The sequence below is a fragment of the Citrobacter sp. RHB21-C05 genome (assembly GCF_013889015.1).
In the GTDB taxonomy this organism is placed as follows: Bacteria; Pseudomonadota; Gammaproteobacteria; order Enterobacterales; family Enterobacteriaceae; genus Citrobacter_A; species Citrobacter_A sedlakii.
Map to the genome: position 1 here is coordinate 422,208 of NZ_CP057611.1, position 16,687 is coordinate 438,894.

Consider the following 16,687-nt stretch of genomic DNA (forward strand, 5'->3'; position numbering starts at 1 on the left):
ATATAGCCGTGTCTAAAGAAAAATTTGAACGTACAAAACCGCACGTTAACGTCGGCACCATCGGCCACGTTGACCACGGTAAAACTACCCTGACCGCTGCAATCACTACCGTACTGGCTAAAACCTACGGCGGTGCTGCTCGCGCATTCGACCAGATCGATAACGCGCCGGAAGAAAAAGCGCGTGGTATCACCATCAACACCTCTCACGTTGAATACGATACCCCGACCCGTCACTACGCACACGTAGACTGCCCGGGCCACGCCGACTATGTTAAAAACATGATCACCGGTGCTGCGCAGATGGATGGCGCGATCCTGGTTGTTGCCGCGACTGACGGCCCGATGCCGCAGACCCGTGAGCACATCCTGCTGGGTCGTCAGGTAGGCGTTCCGTACATCATCGTGTTCCTGAACAAATGCGACATGGTTGATGACGAAGAGCTGCTGGAACTGGTAGAGATGGAAGTTCGTGAACTGCTGTCTCAGTACGATTTCCCGGGCGACGACACGCCGATCGTTCGTGGTTCAGCTCTGAAAGCGCTGGAAGGCGACGCAGAGTGGGAAGCGAAAATCATCGAACTGGCTGGCTTCCTGGATTCTTACATTCCGGAACCAGAGCGTGCGATTGACAAGCCGTTCCTGCTGCCGATCGAAGACGTATTCTCCATCTCCGGTCGTGGTACCGTTGTTACCGGTCGTGTAGAGCGCGGTATCATCAAAGTGGGCGAAGAAGTTGAAATCGTTGGTATCAAAGAGACTGCGAAGTCTACCTGTACTGGCGTTGAAATGTTCCGCAAACTGCTGGACGAAGGCCGTGCGGGTGAGAACGTAGGTGTTCTGCTGCGTGGTATCAAACGTGAAGAAATCGAACGTGGTCAGGTACTGGCGAAGCCGGGCACCATCAAGCCGCACACCAAGTTCGAATCTGAAGTGTATATTCTGTCCAAAGACGAAGGCGGCCGTCATACTCCGTTCTTCAAAGGCTACCGTCCGCAGTTCTACTTCCGTACAACTGACGTGACTGGCACCATCGAACTGCCGGAAGGCGTAGAGATGGTAATGCCGGGCGACAACATCAAAATGGTTGTTACCCTGATCCACCCGATCGCGATGGACGACGGTCTGCGTTTCGCAATCCGTGAAGGCGGCCGTACTGTAGGTGCGGGCGTGGTTGCTAAAGTTCTGGGCTAATTATTCATTAATTAGTATTGAACTGAAAAGGGCGCTTCGGCGCCCTTTTTGCTGCCTGCTACGTAGCTGTCACAAATCTTCGCAAATTTGTCTTTCCTTCCGCCGCGTAAGCAGAGTTGTGCTATTGTAATCATAACTATTCTCATTTACACTTTGCGCAGAAATTGAACGGGAGCGATCATGTACGTTTGTTTGTGTAATGGTGTAAGTGATAAGAAAATTCGTCAGGCTGTACGTCAGTTTCATCCTCAATCGTTCCAACAGTTACGTAAGTTTATTCCTGTCGGAAATCAATGCGGTAAATGTATACGAGCGGCACGTGAAGTCATGCAGGACGAATTGACGCAAATGCCAGAGTTTAAAGAAATCGCCTGAGTCACACTCTTTTTTTTGACATCCCTGTAGCCCCATCTACGCTCAAGAGAGTGGAAGCGGAGGGACTATAAAATGAAAGGTGATGTTAAAATCATAAATTATCTCAATAAACTATTGGGAAATGAGCTTGTCGCGATTAACCAGTATTTTCTTCATGCCCGTATGTTCAAAAACTGGGGACTCACTCGCCTTAATGATGTCGAGTACCATGAATCCATAGATGAGATGAAACACGCCGATAAATACATCGAGCGTATTTTGTTTCTCGAAGGGATCCCAAACCTGCAGGATCTTGGCAAGCTGGGTATCGGTGAAGACGTCGAAGAGATGTTACAATCCGATCTTCGGCTCGAGCTTGAAGGGGCAAAAGACCTGCGTGAAGCCATTGCCTATGCCGATACCATTCATGATTACGTCAGCCGGGACATGATGATCGAGATCCTGGCGGATGAAGAAGGGCATATTGACTGGCTGGAAACCGAGCTGGATCTCATCGCTAAGTTGGGTATCCAGAACTACCTGCAATCGCAGATTCAGGTCACAAGCTAATACCCCCAGTCATCAATTGATGACATCCAGTGATGAAACCCGCCGCCGCCAGAAATGGCCCAAAAGGCAGCGGGTTTCTTAACGCTCTCTTTCCGCAAATGAGCGTCTCTACTGCGACGCACAGGCTGGCAAGCAGCGATGCGCAAAGCACCAACAGCGGTAACGATGGCCATCCATGCCACGCGCCCAACGCGGCAAGAAACTTCACATCACCATAACCCAGCCCCTCTTGTCCGCGAATAAACCGATAAGTCCAGTACAAACCAGCAAATCCCATATAGCCTGCGACGGCGCCCCATAGCGCATCGGCGAGCCGTGCCGGAAAGAAGCATTGATGAAAAACCAACCCGATCCACAACAGAGGGCAGGTGACGCGGTCTGGCAGCAAACCGGTGCGTAAGTCATAAAGCGCCAGGTACAGGGTCGATGAAACATAGCAAAGCAGAAAGGGCAGGGCGGTTATCATTGGGCAATCTCCCAGCTAAAAAGCGTCACTGTAATGAAGGACTGCCGGAGAACAAGCGGCATTATCAGGATATGCGCGCGGATTTCCGCCGTCACTGTCAGCCGAATTTGCATTGCAACACAACGCTGAAGGCCGCTCGCATTCAGGGGAAAATGTTTAATATCTACGCGATGCTTGCGTCAGGCTGAGATTTGCGTATAATGCGCGGGCTTGTCTTAATCGACGGCAGGTTCGATTTGAACCTCGGGTAACCGATTTGGTTATCTCACAATGCTCCCAATCGGGGAGCTACGTAAGAACGGTTACACTCTCCCATCAATCGTAATGGGTCTGAGGAGTAATCATTTTCGTTTATAAAATAATTGGAGCTCTGGTCTCATGCAGAACCAAAGAATCCGTATCCGCCTGAAAGCGTTTGATCATCGTCTGATCGATCAATCAACCGCGGAAATCGTCGAGACTGCTAAGCGCACTGGTGCGCAAGTCCGTGGTCCGATCCCGCTGCCGACCCGCAAAGAGCGCTTCACCGTTCTGATCTCCCCGCACGTTAACAAAGACGCGCGTGACCAGTACGAAATCCGCACTCACAAGCGTCTGGTTGACATCGTTGAGCCAACCGAGAAAACCGTTGATGCTCTGATGCGTCTGGATCTGGCTGCCGGTGTAGACGTGCAGATCAGCCTGGGTTAATCAGGTCATCGAGCGATTGAGAGGTTGAAACAATGATTGGTTTAGTCGGTAAAAAAGTGGGCATGACTCGCATCTTCACTGAAGATGGCGTTTCAATCCCAGTAACCGTAATCGAAGTTGAAGCAAACCGTGTTACTCAGGTTAAAGACCTGGCTAACGATGGCTACCGCGCAATCCAGGTTACCACCGGTGCTAAAAAAGCTAACCGTGTAACCAAGCCGGAAGCGGGTCATTTTGCTAAAGCTGGCGTAGAAGCTGGCCGTGGTCTGTGGGAATTCCGTCTGGCTGAAGGCGAAGAGTTCACCGTAGGTCAGAGCATTAGCGTTGAGCTGTTTGCTGAAGTTAAAAAAGTTGACGTAACTGGCACCTCTAAAGGTAAAGGTTTCGCAGGTACCGTTAAGCGCTGGAACTTCCGTACCCAGGACGCGACTCACGGTAACTCCTTGTCTCACCGCGTTCCGGGTTCTATCGGTCAGAACCAGACTCCGGGCAAAGTGTTCAAAGGCAAGAAAATGGCAGGTCAGCTGGGTAACGAACGTGTCACTGTTCAGAGCCTGGACGTAGTACGTGTTGACGCTGAGCGCAACCTGCTGCTGGTTAAAGGTGCGGTCCCGGGTGCAACCGGCTGCGACCTGATCGTTAAACCAGCTGTGAAGGCGTAAGGGGATAGCAATGGAATTAGTATTGAAAGACGCGCAGAGCGCGCTGACTGTTTCCGAAACTACCTTCGGTCGTGATTTCAACGAAGCGCTGGTTCACCAGGTTGTTGTTGCTTATGCAGCTGGTGCTCGTCAGGGTACTCGTGCTCAGAAGACTCGTGCTGAAGTAACTGGTTCCGGTAAAAAACCGTGGCGCCAGAAAGGTACCGGCCGTGCGCGTTCAGGTTCTATCAAGAGCCCGATCTGGCGTTCTGGTGGCGTGACCTTCGCTGCGCGTCCGCAGGACCACAGTCAAAAAGTTAACAAGAAGATGTACCGCGGCGCGCTGAAAAGCATTCTGTCCGAACTGGTACGTCAGGATCGTCTGATCGTTGTCGAGAAGTTCTCTGTTGAAGCGCCTAAAACTAAGCTGCTGGCACAGAAACTGAAAGACATGGCTCTGGAAGATGTGCTGATCATCACCGGTGAGCTGGACGAAAACCTGTTCCTGGCCGCACGTAACCTGCACAAGGTTGACGTACGCGATGCGACGGGTATCGACCCGGTTAGCCTGATCGCCTTCGACAAAGTCGTAATGACTGCTGATGCTGTTAAGCAAGTTGAGGAGATGCTGGCATGATTCGTGAAGAACGTCTGCTGAAGGTGCTGCGCGCACCGCACGTTTCTGAAAAAGCGTCTACTGCGATGGAAAAAACTAACACCATCGTTCTCAAAGTTGCTAAAGACGCGACCAAAGCAGAAATCAAAGCTGCTGTGCAGAAACTGTTTGAAGTCGAAGTCGAAGTCGTTAACACCCTGGTCGTTAAAGGGAAAGTTAAACGTCACGGACAGCGTATCGGTCGTCGTAGCGACTGGAAAAAAGCTTACGTCACCCTGAAAGAAGGCCAGAACCTGGACTTCGTTGGCGGCGCTGAGTAAGTCGGAGGAGTAATACAATGGCAGTTGTTAAATGTAAACCGACATCTCCGGGTCGTCGCCACGTAGTTAAAGTGGTTAACCCTGAGCTGCACAAGGGCAAACCTTTTGCTCCGTTGCTGGAAAAAAACAGCAAATCCGGTGGTCGTAACAACAATGGCCGTATCACCACTCGTCACATCGGTGGTGGCCACAAGCAGGCTTATCGTATTGTTGACTTCAAACGCAACAAAGACGGTATCCCGGCAGTTGTTGAGCGTCTTGAGTACGATCCGAACCGTTCCGCGAACATCGCGCTGGTTCTGTACAAAGATGGCGAACGCCGTTACATCCTGGCCCCTAAAGGCCTGAAAGCTGGCGACCAGATCCAATCTGGCGTTGATGCTGCAATCAAACCAGGCAACACCCTGCCGATGCGCAATATCCCGGTTGGTTCTACCGTTCATAACGTAGAAATGAAACCAGGTAAAGGCGGTCAGCTGGCACGTTCCGCAGGGACTTACGTTCAGATCGTTGCGCGCGATGGTGCTTATGTCACCCTGCGTCTGCGTTCTGGTGAAATGCGTAAAGTCGAAGCAGACTGCCGTGCAACTCTGGGCGAAGTTGGCAATGCTGAGCATATGCTGCGCGTTCTGGGTAAAGCAGGTGCTGCACGCTGGCGTGGTGTTCGTCCGACCGTTCGCGGTACCGCGATGAACCCAGTAGACCACCCACATGGTGGTGGTGAAGGTCGTAACTTTGGTAAGCACCCGGTAACCCCGTGGGGCGTTCAGACCAAAGGTAAGAAGACCCGCAGCAACAAGCGTACTGATAAATTCATCGTACGTCGCCGTAGCAAATAATTTTAGAGGATAAGCCATGCCACGTTCTCTCAAGAAAGGTCCTTTTATTGACCTGCACTTGCTGAAGAAGGTAGAGAAAGCGGTGGAAAGCGGAGACAAGAAGCCCCTGCGCACTTGGTCCCGTCGTTCAACGATCTTTCCTAACATGATCGGTTTGACCATCGCTGTCCATAATGGTCGTCAGCACGTTCCGGTATTTGTAACCGATGAAATGGTCGGCCACAAACTGGGTGAATTCGCACCGACTCGTACTTATCGCGGCCACGCTGCTGATAAAAAAGCGAAGAAGAAATAAGGTAGGAGGAAGAGATGGAAACTATCGCTAAACATCGCCATGCTCGTTCTTCTGCTCAGAAGGTCCGCCTTGTTGCTGACCTGATTCGCGGTAAGAAAGTGTCGCAGGCTCTGGATATTCTGACCTACACCAACAAGAAAGCGGCTGTATTGGTCAAGAAGGTTCTGGAATCTGCCATTGCTAACGCTGAACACAACGATGGCGCTGACATTGACGATCTGAAAGTTACGAAAATTTTCGTAGACGAAGGCCCGAGCATGAAGCGCATTATGCCGCGTGCAAAAGGTCGTGCAGATCGCATCCTGAAGCGCACCAGCCACATCACTGTGGTTGTGTCCGATCGCTGAGACTCTGGAGACTAGCAATGGGTCAGAAAGTACATCCTAATGGTATTCGCCTGGGTATTGTAAAACCATGGAACTCTACCTGGTTTGCGAACACCAAAGAATTCGCTGACAACCTGGACAGCGATTTTAAAGTACGTCAGTACCTGACGAAGGAACTGGCTAAAGCGTCCGTATCTCGTATCGTTATCGAGCGTCCGGCTAAGAGCATCCGTGTGACTATTCACACTGCTCGCCCGGGTATCGTTATCGGTAAGAAAGGCGAAGACGTAGAAAAACTGCGTAAGGTCGTAGCGGATATCGCTGGCGTTCCTGCACAGATCAATATCGCCGAAGTTCGTAAACCTGAACTGGACGCAAAACTGGTTGCTGACAGCATCACTTCTCAGCTGGAACGTCGTGTTATGTTCCGCCGTGCGATGAAGCGTGCTGTACAGAACGCAATGCGTCTGGGCGCTAAAGGTATCAAAGTTGAAGTTAGCGGCCGTCTGGGCGGCGCGGAAATCGCACGTACCGAATGGTACCGTGAAGGTCGCGTACCGCTGCACACTCTGCGTGCTGACATCGACTACAACACCTCTGAAGCGCACACCACTTACGGTGTAATCGGCGTTAAGGTATGGATCTTCAAAGGCGAGATCCTGGGTGGTATGGCTGCTGTTGAACAACCGGAAAAACCGGCTGCGCAACCTAAAAAGCAGCAGCGTAAAGGCCGTAAATAAGGAGCGTCGCTGATGTTACAACCAAAGCGTACAAAATTCCGTAAGATGCACAAAGGCCGTAACCGCGGTCTGGCTGCAGGCGCGGATGTTAGCTTCGGCAGCTTCGGTCTGAAAGCTGTTGGCCGTGGTCGTCTGACTGCCCGTCAGATCGAAGCAGCACGTCGTGCTATGACCCGTGCAGTTAAGCGTCAAGGTAAGATCTGGATCCGTGTATTCCCGGACAAACCGATCACTGAAAAGCCGCTGGCAGTGCGTATGGGTAAAGGTAAAGGTAACGTGGAGTATTGGGTTGCCTTGATTCAGCCGGGTAAAGTCCTGTATGAAATGGACGGCGTACCGGAAGAGCTGGCCCGTGAAGCATTCAAGCTGGCAGCAGCGAAACTGCCGATTAAAACCACCTTTGTAACTAAGACGGTGATGTAATGAAAGCAAAAGAGCTGCGTGAGAAGAGCGTTGAAGAGCTGAACACCGAGCTGCTGAACCTGCTGCGTGAGCAGTTCAACCTGCGTATGCAGGCTGCAAGTGGCCAGCTGCAACAGTCTCACCTGTTGAAGCAAGTGCGTCGCGATGTCGCACGCGTTAAGACTTTACTGACTGAGAAGGCGGGTGCGTAATGACCGATAAAATCCGTACTCTGCAAGGTCGCGTTGTTAGCGACAAAATGGAGAAATCCATTGTTGTTGCTATCGAACGTTTTGTGAAACACCCGATCTACGGTAAATTCATCAAGCGTACGACCAAACTGCACGTACATGACGAGAACAACGAATGCGGTATCGGCGACAAGGTTGAAATCCGTGAATGCCGTCCGCTGTCCAAGACTAAGTCCTGGACGCTGGTTCGCGTTGTAGAGAAAGCGGTTCTGTAATACAGTACGCATTCTCAACGAATAAACGGCTCAGCGATGGGCCGTTTATTTTTTCTACCCATATCGTTTGAGCGGTGTTATAATGCCGCGCCCCCGATATGGGGCTTTTTTAACGACCTGATTTCGGGTCTCAGTAGTAGTTGACATTAGCGGAGCACTAAAATGATCCAAGAACAGACTATGCTGAACGTCGCCGACAACTCCGGTGCACGTCGCGTAATGTGTATCAAGGTTCTGGGTGGCTCGCACCGTCGCTACGCAGGCGTAGGCGACATCATCAAGATCACCATCAAAGAAGCAATTCCGCGTGGTAAGGTCAAAAAAGGTGATGTGCTGAAGGCGGTAGTGGTGCGCACCAAGAAGGGTGTTCGTCGCCCGGACGGTTCTGTCATTCGCTTCGATGGTAATGCATGCGTTATTCTGAACAATAACAGCGAGCAGCCTATCGGTACGCGTATTTTTGGGCCGGTAACTCGTGAGCTTCGTACCGAGAAGTTCATGAAAATTATCTCTCTGGCACCAGAAGTACTCTAAGGAGCGAATCATGGCAGCGAAAATCCGTCGTGATGACGAAGTTATCGTGTTAACCGGTAAAGATAAAGGTAAGCGCGGTAAAGTTAAGAATGTCCTGTCTTCCGGCAAGGTCATTGTTGAAGGTATCAACCTGGTTAAGAAACACCAGAAGCCGGTTCCGGCTCTGAACCAACCAGGCGGCATCGTTGAAAAAGAAGCTGCTATTCAGGTTTCTAACGTTGCAATCTTCAATGCGGCAACCGGCAAGGCTGACCGTGTAGGCTTTAGATTCGAAGACGGTAAAAAAGTCCGTTTCTTCAAGTCTAATAGCGAAACTATCAAGTAATTTGGAGTAGTACGATGGCGAAACTGCATGATTACTACAAAGACGAAGTAGTTAAAAAACTCATGACTGAGTTTAACTACAATTCTGTCATGCAAGTCCCTCGGGTCGAGAAGATCACCCTGAACATGGGTGTTGGTGAAGCGATCGCTGACAAGAAACTGCTGGATAACGCAGCAGCTGACCTGACAGCAATCTCCGGTCAAAAACCGCTGATCACCAAAGCACGCAAATCTGTTGCAGGCTTCAAAATCCGTCAGGGCTATCCGATCGGCTGTAAAGTAACTCTGCGTGGCGAACGCATGTGGGAGTTCTTTGAGCGCCTGATCACTATTGCTGTACCGCGTATCCGTGACTTCCGTGGCTTGTCCGCTAAGTCTTTCGATGGTCGTGGTAACTACAGCATGGGTGTCCGTGAGCAGATCATCTTCCCAGAAATCGACTACGATAAAGTCGACCGCGTTCGTGGTTTGGATATTACCATTACCACTACTGCGAAATCTGACGAAGAAGGCCGTGCTCTGCTGGCTGCCTTTGACTTCCCGTTCCGCAAGTAAGGTAGGGTTACTGAATGGCTAAGCAATCAATGAAAGCACGCGAAGTAAAACGCGTAGCTTTAGCTGATAAATACTTCGCGAAACGCGCTGAACTGAAAGCGATCATCTCTGATGTGAACGCTTCCGACGAAGATCGTTGGAACGCTGTTCTTAAGCTGCAGACTCTGCCGCGTGATTCCAGCCCGTCTCGTCAGCGTAACCGCTGCCGTCAAACAGGTCGTCCACATGGCTATGTGGGCAAGTTCGGGTTGAGCCGTATCAAGCTACGTGAAGCCGCAATGCGCGGTGAAGTACCAGGCTTGAAAAAGGCTAGCTGGTAATTGTCACCAATTGAATCACGGGAGTAAAGACAGATGAGCATGCAAGATCCGATCGCGGATATGCTGACCCGTATCCGTAACGGTCAGGCCGCGAACAAAGCTGCGGTCACCATGCCTTCCTCCAAGCTGAAAGTGGCAATCGCCAACGTGCTGAAGGAAGAAGGTTTTATCGAAGATTTTAAAGTTGAAGGCGACACCAAGCCGGAACTGGAACTGACTCTTAAGTATTTCCAGGGTAAAGCTGTTGTAGAAAGCATTCAGCGTGTCAGCCGCCCAGGTCTGCGCATCTACAAACGTAAAGATGAGCTGCCGAAAGTTATGGCGGGTCTGGGTATCGCGGTTGTTTCTACCTCTAAAGGTGTTATGACTGATCGTGCAGCGCGCCAGGCTGGTCTTGGTGGCGAAATTATCTGCTACGTAGCCTAATCGGAGGAAAAAATGTCTCGTGTTGCTAAAGCACCGGTCGTTGTTCCTGCCGGCGTTGATGTAAAAATCAACGGTCAGGTTATTACGATCAAAGGTAAAAACGGCGAGCTGACTCGTACTCTCAACGATGCTGTTGAAGTTAAACATGCAGATAATGCACTGACCTTCGGTCCGCGTGATGGTTACGTAGACGGTTGGGCTCAGGCTGGTACCGCGCGTGCCCTGCTGAACTCAATGGTTATCGGTGTTACCGAAGGCTTCACTAAGAAGCTGCAGCTGGTTGGTGTAGGTTATCGTGCAGCGGTTAAAGGGAATGTAGTAAACCTGTCCTTAGGTTTCTCTCACCCTGTTGACCATCAGCTGCCGGCTGGGATTACTGCAGAGTGCCCGACTCAAACTGAAATCGTGCTGAAAGGCGCTGATAAGCAGGTGATCGGCCAGGTTGCAGCAGATCTGCGCGCCTACCGTCGTCCTGAGCCTTATAAAGGCAAGGGTGTTCGTTACGCCGACGAAGTCGTGCGTACCAAAGAGGCTAAGAAGAAGTAAGGTAACACTATGGATAAGAAATCTGCTCGTATCCGTCGTGCGACCCGCGCACGCCGCAAGCTCCAGGAGCTGGGCGCAACTCGCCTGGTGGTACATCGTACCCCGCGTCACATTTACGCACAGGTAATTGCACCGAACGGTTCTGAAGTTCTGGTAGCTGCTTCTACTGTAGAAAAAGCTATCGCTGAACAACTGAAGTACACCGGTAACAAAGACGCGGCTGCAGCTGTGGGTAAAGCTGTCGCTGAACGCGCTCTGGAAAAAGGCATCAAAGATGTGTCCTTTGACCGTTCCGGGTTCCAATATCATGGTCGTGTCCAGGCACTGGCAGATGCTGCCCGTGAAGCTGGCCTTCAGTTCTAAGGTAGAGGTGTAAGATGGCTCACATCGAAAAACAAGCTGGCGAACTGCAGGAAAAGCTGATCGCGGTAAACCGCGTATCTAAAACCGTTAAAGGTGGTCGTATTTTCTCCTTCACAGCTCTGACTGTAGTTGGCGATGGTAACGGTCGCGTTGGTTTTGGTTACGGTAAAGCGCGTGAAGTTCCAGCAGCGATCCAGAAAGCGATGGAAAAAGCCCGTCGCAATATGATTAACGTCGCGCTGAACAACGGCACCCTGCAACACCCGGTTAAAGGTGTTCACACGGGTTCTCGTGTATTCATGCAGCCAGCTTCCGAAGGTACCGGTATCATCGCCGGTGGTGCAATGCGCGCCGTTCTGGAAGTTGCTGGGGTTCATAACGTTCTGGCTAAAGCATACGGTTCCACCAACCCGATCAACGTGGTTCGTGCAACTATTGATGGCCTGGAAAATATGAATTCTCCAGAAATGGTCGCTGCCAAGCGTGGTAAATCCGTTGAAGAAATTCTGGGGAAATAAACCATGGCAAAGACTATTAAAATTACTCAAACCCGCAGTGCAATCGGTCGTCTGCCGAAACACAAGGCAACGCTGCTTGGCCTGGGTCTGCGTCGTATTGGTCACACCGTAGAACGTGAGGATACTCCTGCCGTTCGTGGTATGGTCAACGCGGTTTCCTTCATGGTTAAAGTTGAGGAGTAAGAGATGCGTTTAAATACTCTGTCTCCGGCCGAAGGCTCCAAAAAGGCGGGTAAACGCCTGGGTCGTGGTATCGGTTCTGGCCTCGGTAAAACCGGTGGTCGTGGTCACAAAGGTCAGAAGTCTCGTTCTGGCGGTGGCGTACGTCGCGGTTTCGAGGGTGGTCAGATGCCTCTGTACCGTCGTCTGCCGAAATTCGGCTTCACTTCTCGTAAAGCAGCGATTACAGCCGAAGTTCGTCTGTCTGACCTGGCGAAAGTAGAAGGCGGCGTTGTAGACCTGAACACGCTGAAAGCGGCTAACATTATCGGTATCCAGATCGAGTTCGCGAAAGTGATCATGTCTGGTGAAGTCACTACTCCGGTAACTGTTCGTGGCCTGCGTGTTACTAAAGGCGCTCGTGCTGCTATCGAAGCTGCTGGCGGTAAAATCGAGGAATAAGTAGCAGATGGCTAAACAACCGGGATTAGATTTTCAAAGTGCCAAAGGTGGCTTAGGCGAGCTGAAACGCAGACTGCTGTTTGTTATCGGTGCGCTGATTGTGTTCCGTATTGGCTCTTTTATTCCGATCCCTGGTATTGATGCCGCTGTACTTGCCAAACTGCTTGAGCAACAGCGAGGCACCATCATTGAGATGTTCAACATGTTCTCTGGTGGTGCTCTCAGCCGTGCTTCTATCTTTGCCCTGGGTATTATGCCGTACATTTCGGCATCGATTATTATCCAGCTGCTGACGGTGGTTCATCCAACGTTGGCGGAAATTAAGAAAGAAGGGGAGTCTGGTCGTCGTAAGATCAGCCAGTACACCCGTTACGGTACTCTGGTGCTGGCAATATTCCAGTCGATCGGTATTGCTACCGGTCTGCCGAATATGCCTGGTATGCAAGGCCTGGTGATGAACCCGGGCTTTGCATTCTATTTCACCGCTGTTGTAAGTCTGGTCACGGGAACCATGTTCCTGATGTGGTTGGGCGAACAGATTACTGAACGAGGTATCGGTAACGGTATCTCAATCATTATCTTCGCCGGTATTGTCGCGGGTCTCCCGCCAGCCATCGCCCATACTATCGAGCAAGCGCGTCAAGGCGACCTGCACTTCCTCGTGTTGCTGTTGGTTGCAGTATTAGTATTTGCAGTGACGTTCTTTGTTGTATTTGTTGAGCGTGGTCAACGCCGCATTGTGGTAAACTACGCGAAACGTCAGCAAGGTCGTCGTGTCTATGCTGCACAGAGCACACATTTACCGCTGAAAGTGAATATGGCGGGGGTTATCCCGGCTATCTTCGCTTCCAGTATTATTCTGTTCCCGGCAACCATCGCGTCATGGTTCGGGGGCGGTACTGGTTGGAACTGGCTGACAACAATTTCGCTGTATTTGCAGCCTGGGCAACCGCTTTATGTGTTACTCTATGCGTCTGCAATCATCTTCTTCTGTTTCTTCTACACGGCGTTGGTCTTCAACCCGCGTGAAACAGCAGATAACCTGAAGAAGTCCGGTGCATTTGTACCAGGAATTCGTCCGGGAGAGCAAACGGCGAAGTATATCGATAAAGTAATGACCCGCCTGACTCTGGTCGGTGCGCTTTATATTACCTTTATCTGCCTGATCCCGGAGTTCATGCGTGATGCAATGAAAGTACCGTTCTACTTTGGTGGGACCTCACTGCTTATCGTTGTTGTCGTGATTATGGACTTTATGGCTCAAGTGCAAACTCTGATGATGTCCAGTCAGTATGAGTCTGCATTGAAGAAGGCGAACCTGAAAGGCTACGGCCGTTAATTGGTCGCCCGAGAAGTTACGGAGAGTAAAAATGAAAGTTCGTGCTTCCGTCAAGAAATTATGCCGTAACTGCAAAATCGTTAAGCGTGATGGTGTCATCCGTGTGATTTGCAGTGCCGAGCCGAAGCATAAACAGCGCCAAGGCTGATTTATTCGCATATTTTTCTTGCAAAGTTGGGTTGAGCTGGCTAGATTAGCCAGCCAATCTTTTGTATGTCTGTACGTTTCCATTTGAGTATCCTGAAAACGGGCTTTTCAGCATGGTGCGTACATATTAAATAGTAGGAGTGCATAGTGGCCCGTATAGCAGGCATTAACATTCCTGATCAGAAACATGCTGTGATCGCATTAACGTCGATCTACGGCATCGGTAAGACCCGTTCTAAAGCCATCCTGGCTGCAGCGGGTATCGCTGAAAATGTTAAGATCAGTGAGCTGTCTGAAGGACAAATCGACACGCTGCGTGACGAAGTTGCCAAATTTGTCGTTGAAGGTGATCTGCGCCGTGAAATCAGCATGAGCATCAAGCGCCTGATGGATCTTGGTTGCTATCGCGGTTTGCGTCATCGTCGTGGTCTCCCGGTTCGCGGTCAGCGTACCAAGACCAACGCACGTACCCGTAAGGGTCCGCGCAAACCGATCAAGAAATAATCGGGGTGATTGAATAATGGCAAAGGCACCAATTCGTGCACGTAAACGTGTAAGAAAACAAGTCTCTGACGGCGTGGCTCATATCCATGCTTCTTTCAACAACACCATCGTGACTATTACCGATCGTCAGGGTAACGCGCTGGGTTGGGCAACAGCCGGTGGTTCCGGTTTCCGTGGTTCTCGCAAATCCACTCCGTTCGCAGCTCAGGTTGCAGCAGAGCGTTGCGCTGACGCCGTTAAAGAATACGGCATCAAGAATCTGGAAGTTATGGTTAAAGGTCCGGGTCCAGGCCGCGAATCTACTATTCGTGCTCTGAACGCCGCTGGTTTCCGCATCACTAATATTACTGATGTGACTCCGATCCCTCATAACGGTTGTCGTCCGCCGAAAAAACGTCGCGTATAACGCTTCGTTTTCCAGGTTTGTTGGAGAAAGAAAATGGCAAGATATTTGGGTCCTAAGCTCAAGCTGAGCCGTCGTGAGGGCACCGACTTATTCCTTAAGTCCGGCGTTCGCGCGATCGATACCAAGTGTAAAATTGAACAAGCTCCTGGCCAGCACGGTGCGCGTAAACCGCGTCTGTCTGACTATGGTGTGCAGTTGCGTGAAAAGCAAAAAGTTCGCCGTATCTACGGTGTGCTGGAGCGTCAGTTCCGTAACTACTACAAAGAAGCAGCACGTCTGAAAGGCAACACCGGTGAAAACCTGTTGGCTCTGCTGGAAGGTCGTCTGGACAACGTTGTATACCGTATGGGCTTCGGCGCCACTCGTGCAGAAGCACGTCAGCTGGTTAGCCATAAAGCTGTTATGGTAAACGGTCGTGTTGTTAACATCGCTTCTTATCAGGTTAGTCCGAATGACGTTGTTAGCATTCGTGAGAAAGCGAAGAAGCAGTCTCGCGTGAAAGCCGCTCTGGAGCTGGCTGAGCAGCGTGAAAAGCCAACCTGGCTGGAAGTTGATGCTGGCAAGATGGAAGGTACGTACAAGCGTAAGCCTGAGCGTTCTGATCTGTCTGCGGACATTAACGAACACCTGATCGTCGAGCTTTACTCCAAGTAAAGCTTAGTACCAAAGAGAGGACACAATGCAGGGTTCTGTGACAGAGTTTCTAAAACCGCGCCTGGTAGATATCGAGCAAGTGAGTTCGACGCACGCCAAGGTGACCCTTGAGCCTTTAGAGCGTGGCTTTGGCCATACTTTAGGTAACGCACTGCGCCGTATTCTGCTCTCATCGATGCCGGGTTGCGCGGTGACCGAGGTTGAGATTGATGGTGTACTACATGAGTACAGCACCAAAGAAGGCGTTCAGGAAGACATCCTGGAAATCCTGCTCAACCTGAAAGGGCTGGCGGTGAGAGTTCAGGGTAAAGATGAAGTTATTCTTACCTTGAATAAATCTGGCATTGGCCCTGTGACTGCAGCCGACATTACCCACGACGGTGATGTCGAAATCGTCAAGCCGCAGCACGTGATCTGCCACCTGACCGATGAGAACGCGTCTATTAGCATGCGTATCAAAGTTCAGCGCGGTCGTGGTTATGTGCCGGCTTCTACCCGAATTCATTCGGAAGAAGATGAGCGCCCAATCGGCCGTCTGCTGGTCGACGCATGCTATAGCCCTGTAGAGCGTATCGCCTACAATGTTGAAGCAGCGCGTGTAGAACAGCGTACCGACCTGGACAAGCTGGTCATCGAAATGGAAACCAACGGCACAATCGATCCTGAAGAGGCGATTCGTCGTGCGGCGACCATTCTGGCTGAACAACTGGAAGCTTTCGTTGACTTACGTGATGTACGTCAGCCGGAAGTGAAAGAAGAGAAACCAGAATTCGATCCGATCCTGCTGCGCCCTGTTGACGATCTGGAATTGACTGTCCGCTCTGCTAACTGCCTCAAAGCAGAAGCTATCCACTATATCGGTGATCTGGTACAGCGTACTGAGGTTGAGCTTCTTAAGACGCCTAACCTTGGTAAAAAATCTCTTACTGAGATTAAAGACGTGCTGGCTTCCCGTGGGCTGTCTCTGGGTATGCGCCTGGAAAACTGGCCACCGGCAAGCATCGCTGACGAGTAACCGGATCGCAGGTTAAGGTTTTACTGAGAAGGATAAGGTCATGCGCCATCGTAAGAGTGGTCGTCAACTGAACCGCAACAGCAGCCATCGCCAGGCTATGTTCCGCAATATGGCAGGTTCACTGGTTCGTCATGAAATCATCAAGACGACCCTGCCTAAAGCGAAAGAGCTGCGCCGCGTAGTTGAGCCGCTGATTACTCTTGCCAAGACTGATAGCGTAGCTAATCGTCGTCTGGCATTCGCCCGCACTCGTGATAACGAGATCGTGGCAAAACTGTTTAACGAGCTGGGCCCGCGTTTCGCGAGCCGCGCCGGTGGTTACACTCGCATTCTGAAGTGTGGCTTCCGTGCAGGCGACAACGCGCCGATGGCTTACATCGAGCTGGTTGATCGCTCTGAGTCGAAAGCAGAAGCTGCTGCAGAGTAATCTGTAGTAACGTAAAAAAACCCGCTCCGGCGGGTTTTTTTATATCCGCAGCATCCCCACTTATCTACAA

General features: G+C 51.0%; 32 protein-coding genes. 31 read left to right on the forward strand and 1 reads right to left on the reverse strand.

Annotated elements, in window-relative coordinates; genetic code table 11:
- Positions 1-8: 8 nt before the first annotated feature.
- The 3 genes from tuf (at position 9) to bfr (ending at position 2,117) form a co-directional block, all read left to right on the forward strand.
- Positions 9-1,193: an elongation factor Tu gene (gene tuf / locus HVX72_RS01930; RefSeq protein WP_181822206.1), complete on the forward strand. Its 1,185-nt coding sequence runs from the start codon at positions 9-11 to the stop codon at positions 1,191-1,193.
- 180 nt (positions 1,194-1,373) lie between these two features.
- Entirely contained in the window at positions 1,374-1,568 is a 195-nt protein-coding gene (gene bfd, locus HVX72_RS01935) for a bacterioferritin-associated ferredoxin (RefSeq protein WP_042293128.1), read from the forward strand.
- Positions 1,569-1,640: 72 nt separating this feature from the next.
- The gene (gene bfr, locus HVX72_RS01940; protein ID WP_042293126.1) at positions 1,641-2,117 is read left to right on the forward strand and encodes a bacterioferritin; all 477 of its coding nucleotides are present in this window, start codon (positions 1,641-1,643) and stop codon (positions 2,115-2,117) included.
- Here bfr and HVX72_RS01945 read toward each other — a convergent pair.
- Positions 2,107-2,583 (reverse strand): A24 family peptidase, encoded by a 477-nt coding sequence (locus tag HVX72_RS01945; protein ID WP_181822452.1) that lies wholly within the window; start codon positions 2,581-2,583, stop codon positions 2,107-2,109. The genes bfr and HVX72_RS01945 overlap by 11 nt on opposite strands.
- A 378-nt stretch (positions 2,584-2,961) precedes the next feature.
- Here HVX72_RS01945 and rpsJ point away from each other — a divergent pair, with 378 nt between their 5' ends.
- From rpsJ to rplQ, 28 genes are all read left to right on the forward strand, one after another.
- Positions 2,962-3,273: a 30S ribosomal protein S10 gene (gene rpsJ, locus HVX72_RS01950; protein WP_001181005.1), complete on the forward strand. Its 312-nt coding sequence runs from the start codon at positions 2,962-2,964 to the stop codon at positions 3,271-3,273.
- A 32-nt stretch (positions 3,274-3,305) separates the two neighbouring features.
- Entirely contained in the window at positions 3,306-3,935 is a 630-nt protein-coding gene (gene rplC / locus HVX72_RS01955) for a 50S ribosomal protein L3 (RefSeq protein ID WP_042293120.1), read from the forward strand.
- A 10-nt stretch (positions 3,936-3,945) separates the two neighbouring features.
- The gene (gene rplD / locus HVX72_RS01960) at positions 3,946-4,551 is read left to right on the forward strand and encodes a 50S ribosomal protein L4 (RefSeq protein ID WP_000424395.1); all 606 of its coding nucleotides are present in this window, start codon (positions 3,946-3,948) and stop codon (positions 4,549-4,551) included.
- Positions 4,548-4,850: a 50S ribosomal protein L23 gene (gene rplW / locus HVX72_RS01965; RefSeq protein WP_000617546.1), complete on the forward strand. Its 303-nt coding sequence runs from the start codon at positions 4,548-4,550 to the stop codon at positions 4,848-4,850. The genes rplD and rplW overlap by 4 nt, the downstream gene beginning before the upstream one ends.
- 17 nt (positions 4,851-4,867) lie before the next feature.
- Entirely contained in the window at positions 4,868-5,689 is an 822-nt protein-coding gene (gene rplB / locus HVX72_RS01970; RefSeq protein ID WP_000301864.1) for a 50S ribosomal protein L2, read from the forward strand.
- Positions 5,690-5,705: 16 nt separating this feature from the next.
- Complete coding sequence (rpsS, locus tag HVX72_RS01975; protein WP_001138117.1) at positions 5,706-5,984, forward strand: 30S ribosomal protein S19; 279 nt, start codon at positions 5,706-5,708, stop codon at positions 5,982-5,984.
- Between the two features lie 14 nt (positions 5,985-5,998).
- Positions 5,999-6,331, forward strand: coding sequence for a 50S ribosomal protein L22 (gene rplV, locus HVX72_RS01980; RefSeq protein ID WP_000447529.1), 333 nt, complete (start codon positions 5,999-6,001; stop codon positions 6,329-6,331).
- A 17-nt stretch (positions 6,332-6,348) separates the two neighbouring features.
- Entirely contained in the window at positions 6,349-7,050 is a 702-nt protein-coding gene (gene rpsC, locus HVX72_RS01985) for a 30S ribosomal protein S3 (RefSeq protein ID WP_000529945.1), read from the forward strand.
- Between the two features lie 12 nt (positions 7,051-7,062).
- Positions 7,063-7,473: a 50S ribosomal protein L16 gene (rplP, locus tag HVX72_RS01990; protein WP_000941208.1), complete on the forward strand. Its 411-nt coding sequence runs from the start codon at positions 7,063-7,065 to the stop codon at positions 7,471-7,473.
- Positions 7,473-7,664 (forward strand): 50S ribosomal protein L29, encoded by a 192-nt coding sequence (gene rpmC / locus HVX72_RS01995; protein ID WP_000644742.1) that lies wholly within the window; start codon positions 7,473-7,475, stop codon positions 7,662-7,664. The genes rplP and rpmC overlap by 1 nt, the downstream gene beginning before the upstream one ends.
- The gene (rpsQ, locus tag HVX72_RS02000; protein WP_002438707.1) at positions 7,664-7,918 is read left to right on the forward strand and encodes a 30S ribosomal protein S17; all 255 of its coding nucleotides are present in this window, start codon (positions 7,664-7,666) and stop codon (positions 7,916-7,918) included. Before rpmC ends, rpsQ begins: the two co-directional genes overlap by 1 nt.
- A 162-nt stretch (positions 7,919-8,080) precedes the next feature.
- Positions 8,081-8,452 (forward strand): 50S ribosomal protein L14, encoded by a 372-nt coding sequence (rplN, locus tag HVX72_RS02005; protein WP_002919748.1) that lies wholly within the window; start codon positions 8,081-8,083, stop codon positions 8,450-8,452.
- A gap of 10 nt (positions 8,453-8,462) precedes the next feature.
- On the forward strand, positions 8,463-8,777 hold the full coding sequence (gene rplX, locus HVX72_RS02010) for a 50S ribosomal protein L24 (RefSeq protein WP_000729185.1): 315 nt from the start codon (positions 8,463-8,465) through the stop codon (positions 8,775-8,777).
- Positions 8,778-8,791: 14 nt separating this feature from the next.
- Positions 8,792-9,331, forward strand: coding sequence for a 50S ribosomal protein L5 (gene rplE / locus HVX72_RS02015; RefSeq protein WP_001096202.1), 540 nt, complete (start codon positions 8,792-8,794; stop codon positions 9,329-9,331).
- A gap of 14 nt (positions 9,332-9,345) precedes the next feature.
- Entirely contained in the window at positions 9,346-9,651 is a 306-nt protein-coding gene (gene rpsN, locus HVX72_RS02020; RefSeq protein ID WP_012135425.1) for a 30S ribosomal protein S14, read from the forward strand.
- A 33-nt stretch (positions 9,652-9,684) separates the two neighbouring features.
- Positions 9,685-10,077, forward strand: coding sequence for a 30S ribosomal protein S8 (rpsH, locus tag HVX72_RS02025; RefSeq protein ID WP_000062611.1), 393 nt, complete (start codon positions 9,685-9,687; stop codon positions 10,075-10,077).
- 12 nt (positions 10,078-10,089) lie between these two features.
- Positions 10,090-10,623 (forward strand): 50S ribosomal protein L6, encoded by a 534-nt coding sequence (gene rplF, locus HVX72_RS02030; RefSeq protein ID WP_012135817.1) that lies wholly within the window; start codon positions 10,090-10,092, stop codon positions 10,621-10,623.
- A 9-nt stretch (positions 10,624-10,632) separates the two neighbouring features.
- Positions 10,633-10,986: a 50S ribosomal protein L18 gene (gene rplR / locus HVX72_RS02035; protein ID WP_000358960.1), complete on the forward strand. Its 354-nt coding sequence runs from the start codon at positions 10,633-10,635 to the stop codon at positions 10,984-10,986.
- A 14-nt stretch (positions 10,987-11,000) separates the two neighbouring features.
- Complete coding sequence (rpsE, locus tag HVX72_RS02040) at positions 11,001-11,504, forward strand: 30S ribosomal protein S5 (protein ID WP_000940121.1); 504 nt, start codon at positions 11,001-11,003, stop codon at positions 11,502-11,504.
- A gap of 3 nt (positions 11,505-11,507) precedes the next feature.
- Entirely contained in the window at positions 11,508-11,687 is a 180-nt protein-coding gene (gene rpmD, locus HVX72_RS02045; RefSeq protein WP_001140434.1) for a 50S ribosomal protein L30, read from the forward strand.
- A 3-nt stretch (positions 11,688-11,690) separates the two neighbouring features.
- Positions 11,691-12,125, forward strand: coding sequence for a 50S ribosomal protein L15 (gene rplO, locus HVX72_RS02050; RefSeq protein WP_012908430.1), 435 nt, complete (start codon positions 11,691-11,693; stop codon positions 12,123-12,125).
- A 7-nt stretch (positions 12,126-12,132) separates the two neighbouring features.
- The gene (gene secY, locus HVX72_RS02055; RefSeq protein WP_001118864.1) at positions 12,133-13,464 is read left to right on the forward strand and encodes a preprotein translocase subunit SecY; all 1,332 of its coding nucleotides are present in this window, start codon (positions 12,133-12,135) and stop codon (positions 13,462-13,464) included.
- 31 nt (positions 13,465-13,495) lie between these two features.
- Positions 13,496-13,612, forward strand: coding sequence for a 50S ribosomal protein L36 (gene rpmJ, locus HVX72_RS02060; protein WP_000868187.1), 117 nt, complete (start codon positions 13,496-13,498; stop codon positions 13,610-13,612).
- A gap of 146 nt (positions 13,613-13,758) precedes the next feature.
- The gene (rpsM, locus tag HVX72_RS02065; protein WP_012908431.1) at positions 13,759-14,115 is read left to right on the forward strand and encodes a 30S ribosomal protein S13; all 357 of its coding nucleotides are present in this window, start codon (positions 13,759-13,761) and stop codon (positions 14,113-14,115) included.
- 16 nt (positions 14,116-14,131) lie between these two features.
- The gene (gene rpsK / locus HVX72_RS02070; protein WP_001029684.1) at positions 14,132-14,521 is read left to right on the forward strand and encodes a 30S ribosomal protein S11; all 390 of its coding nucleotides are present in this window, start codon (positions 14,132-14,134) and stop codon (positions 14,519-14,521) included.
- 33 nt (positions 14,522-14,554) lie between these two features.
- On the forward strand, positions 14,555-15,175 hold the full coding sequence (gene rpsD / locus HVX72_RS02075) for a 30S ribosomal protein S4 (protein WP_012908432.1): 621 nt from the start codon (positions 14,555-14,557) through the stop codon (positions 15,173-15,175).
- A gap of 25 nt (positions 15,176-15,200) precedes the next feature.
- On the forward strand, positions 15,201-16,190 hold the full coding sequence (gene rpoA, locus HVX72_RS02080; protein WP_001162094.1) for a DNA-directed RNA polymerase subunit alpha: 990 nt from the start codon (positions 15,201-15,203) through the stop codon (positions 16,188-16,190).
- Between the two features lie 40 nt (positions 16,191-16,230).
- A complete protein-coding gene (gene rplQ, locus HVX72_RS02085) occupies positions 16,231-16,617 on the forward strand; it encodes a 50S ribosomal protein L17 (protein WP_001216372.1) in 387 nt (128 codons plus the stop codon).
- Positions 16,618-16,687 lie beyond the last annotated feature (70 nt).

What these genes read in the sequence shown, in the direction of transcription:
- bfd (WP_042293128.1), top strand. Translation starts at nt 1,374, where the DNA reads ATGTACGTTTGTTTGTGTAATGGTGTAAGTGATAAGAAAATTCGTCAG.
- bfr (WP_042293126.1), top strand. Translation starts at nt 1,641, where the DNA reads ATGAAAGGTGATGTTAAAATCATAAATTATCTCAATAAACTATTGGGA.
- HVX72_RS01945 (WP_181822452.1), bottom strand. Translation starts at nt 2,583, where the DNA reads ATGATAACCGCCCTGCCCTTTCTGCTTTGCTATGTTTCATCGACCCTG.
- rpsJ (WP_001181005.1), top strand. Translation starts at nt 2,962, where the DNA reads ATGCAGAACCAAAGAATCCGTATCCGCCTGAAAGCGTTTGATCATCGT.
- rplC (WP_042293120.1), top strand. Translation starts at nt 3,306, where the DNA reads ATGATTGGTTTAGTCGGTAAAAAAGTGGGCATGACTCGCATCTTCACT.
- rplD (WP_000424395.1), top strand. Translation starts at nt 3,946, where the DNA reads ATGGAATTAGTATTGAAAGACGCGCAGAGCGCGCTGACTGTTTCCGAA.
- rplW (WP_000617546.1), top strand. Translation starts at nt 4,548, where the DNA reads ATGATTCGTGAAGAACGTCTGCTGAAGGTGCTGCGCGCACCGCACGTT.
- rplB (WP_000301864.1), top strand. Translation starts at nt 4,868, where the DNA reads ATGGCAGTTGTTAAATGTAAACCGACATCTCCGGGTCGTCGCCACGTA.
- rpsS (WP_001138117.1), top strand. Translation starts at nt 5,706, where the DNA reads ATGCCACGTTCTCTCAAGAAAGGTCCTTTTATTGACCTGCACTTGCTG.
- rplV (WP_000447529.1), top strand. Translation starts at nt 5,999, where the DNA reads ATGGAAACTATCGCTAAACATCGCCATGCTCGTTCTTCTGCTCAGAAG.
- rpsC (WP_000529945.1), top strand. Translation starts at nt 6,349, where the DNA reads ATGGGTCAGAAAGTACATCCTAATGGTATTCGCCTGGGTATTGTAAAA.
- rplP (WP_000941208.1), top strand. Translation starts at nt 7,063, where the DNA reads ATGTTACAACCAAAGCGTACAAAATTCCGTAAGATGCACAAAGGCCGT.
- rpmC (WP_000644742.1), top strand. Translation starts at nt 7,473, where the DNA reads ATGAAAGCAAAAGAGCTGCGTGAGAAGAGCGTTGAAGAGCTGAACACC.
- rpsQ (WP_002438707.1), top strand. Translation starts at nt 7,664, where the DNA reads ATGACCGATAAAATCCGTACTCTGCAAGGTCGCGTTGTTAGCGACAAA.
- rplN (WP_002919748.1), top strand. Translation starts at nt 8,081, where the DNA reads ATGATCCAAGAACAGACTATGCTGAACGTCGCCGACAACTCCGGTGCA.
- rplX (WP_000729185.1), top strand. Translation starts at nt 8,463, where the DNA reads ATGGCAGCGAAAATCCGTCGTGATGACGAAGTTATCGTGTTAACCGGT.
- rplE (WP_001096202.1), top strand. Translation starts at nt 8,792, where the DNA reads ATGGCGAAACTGCATGATTACTACAAAGACGAAGTAGTTAAAAAACTC.
- rpsN (WP_012135425.1), top strand. Translation starts at nt 9,346, where the DNA reads ATGGCTAAGCAATCAATGAAAGCACGCGAAGTAAAACGCGTAGCTTTA.
- rpsH (WP_000062611.1), top strand. Translation starts at nt 9,685, where the DNA reads ATGAGCATGCAAGATCCGATCGCGGATATGCTGACCCGTATCCGTAAC.
- rplF (WP_012135817.1), top strand. Translation starts at nt 10,090, where the DNA reads ATGTCTCGTGTTGCTAAAGCACCGGTCGTTGTTCCTGCCGGCGTTGAT.
- rplR (WP_000358960.1), top strand. Translation starts at nt 10,633, where the DNA reads ATGGATAAGAAATCTGCTCGTATCCGTCGTGCGACCCGCGCACGCCGC.
- rpsE (WP_000940121.1), top strand. Translation starts at nt 11,001, where the DNA reads ATGGCTCACATCGAAAAACAAGCTGGCGAACTGCAGGAAAAGCTGATC.
- rpmD (WP_001140434.1), top strand. Translation starts at nt 11,508, where the DNA reads ATGGCAAAGACTATTAAAATTACTCAAACCCGCAGTGCAATCGGTCGT.
- rplO (WP_012908430.1), top strand. Translation starts at nt 11,691, where the DNA reads ATGCGTTTAAATACTCTGTCTCCGGCCGAAGGCTCCAAAAAGGCGGGT.
- secY (WP_001118864.1), top strand. Translation starts at nt 12,133, where the DNA reads ATGGCTAAACAACCGGGATTAGATTTTCAAAGTGCCAAAGGTGGCTTA.
- rpmJ (WP_000868187.1), top strand. Translation starts at nt 13,496, where the DNA reads ATGAAAGTTCGTGCTTCCGTCAAGAAATTATGCCGTAACTGCAAAATC.
- rpsK (WP_001029684.1), top strand. Translation starts at nt 14,132, where the DNA reads ATGGCAAAGGCACCAATTCGTGCACGTAAACGTGTAAGAAAACAAGTC.
- rpsD (WP_012908432.1), top strand. Translation starts at nt 14,555, where the DNA reads ATGGCAAGATATTTGGGTCCTAAGCTCAAGCTGAGCCGTCGTGAGGGC.
- rpoA (WP_001162094.1), top strand. Translation starts at nt 15,201, where the DNA reads ATGCAGGGTTCTGTGACAGAGTTTCTAAAACCGCGCCTGGTAGATATC.
- rplQ (WP_001216372.1), top strand. Translation starts at nt 16,231, where the DNA reads ATGCGCCATCGTAAGAGTGGTCGTCAACTGAACCGCAACAGCAGCCAT.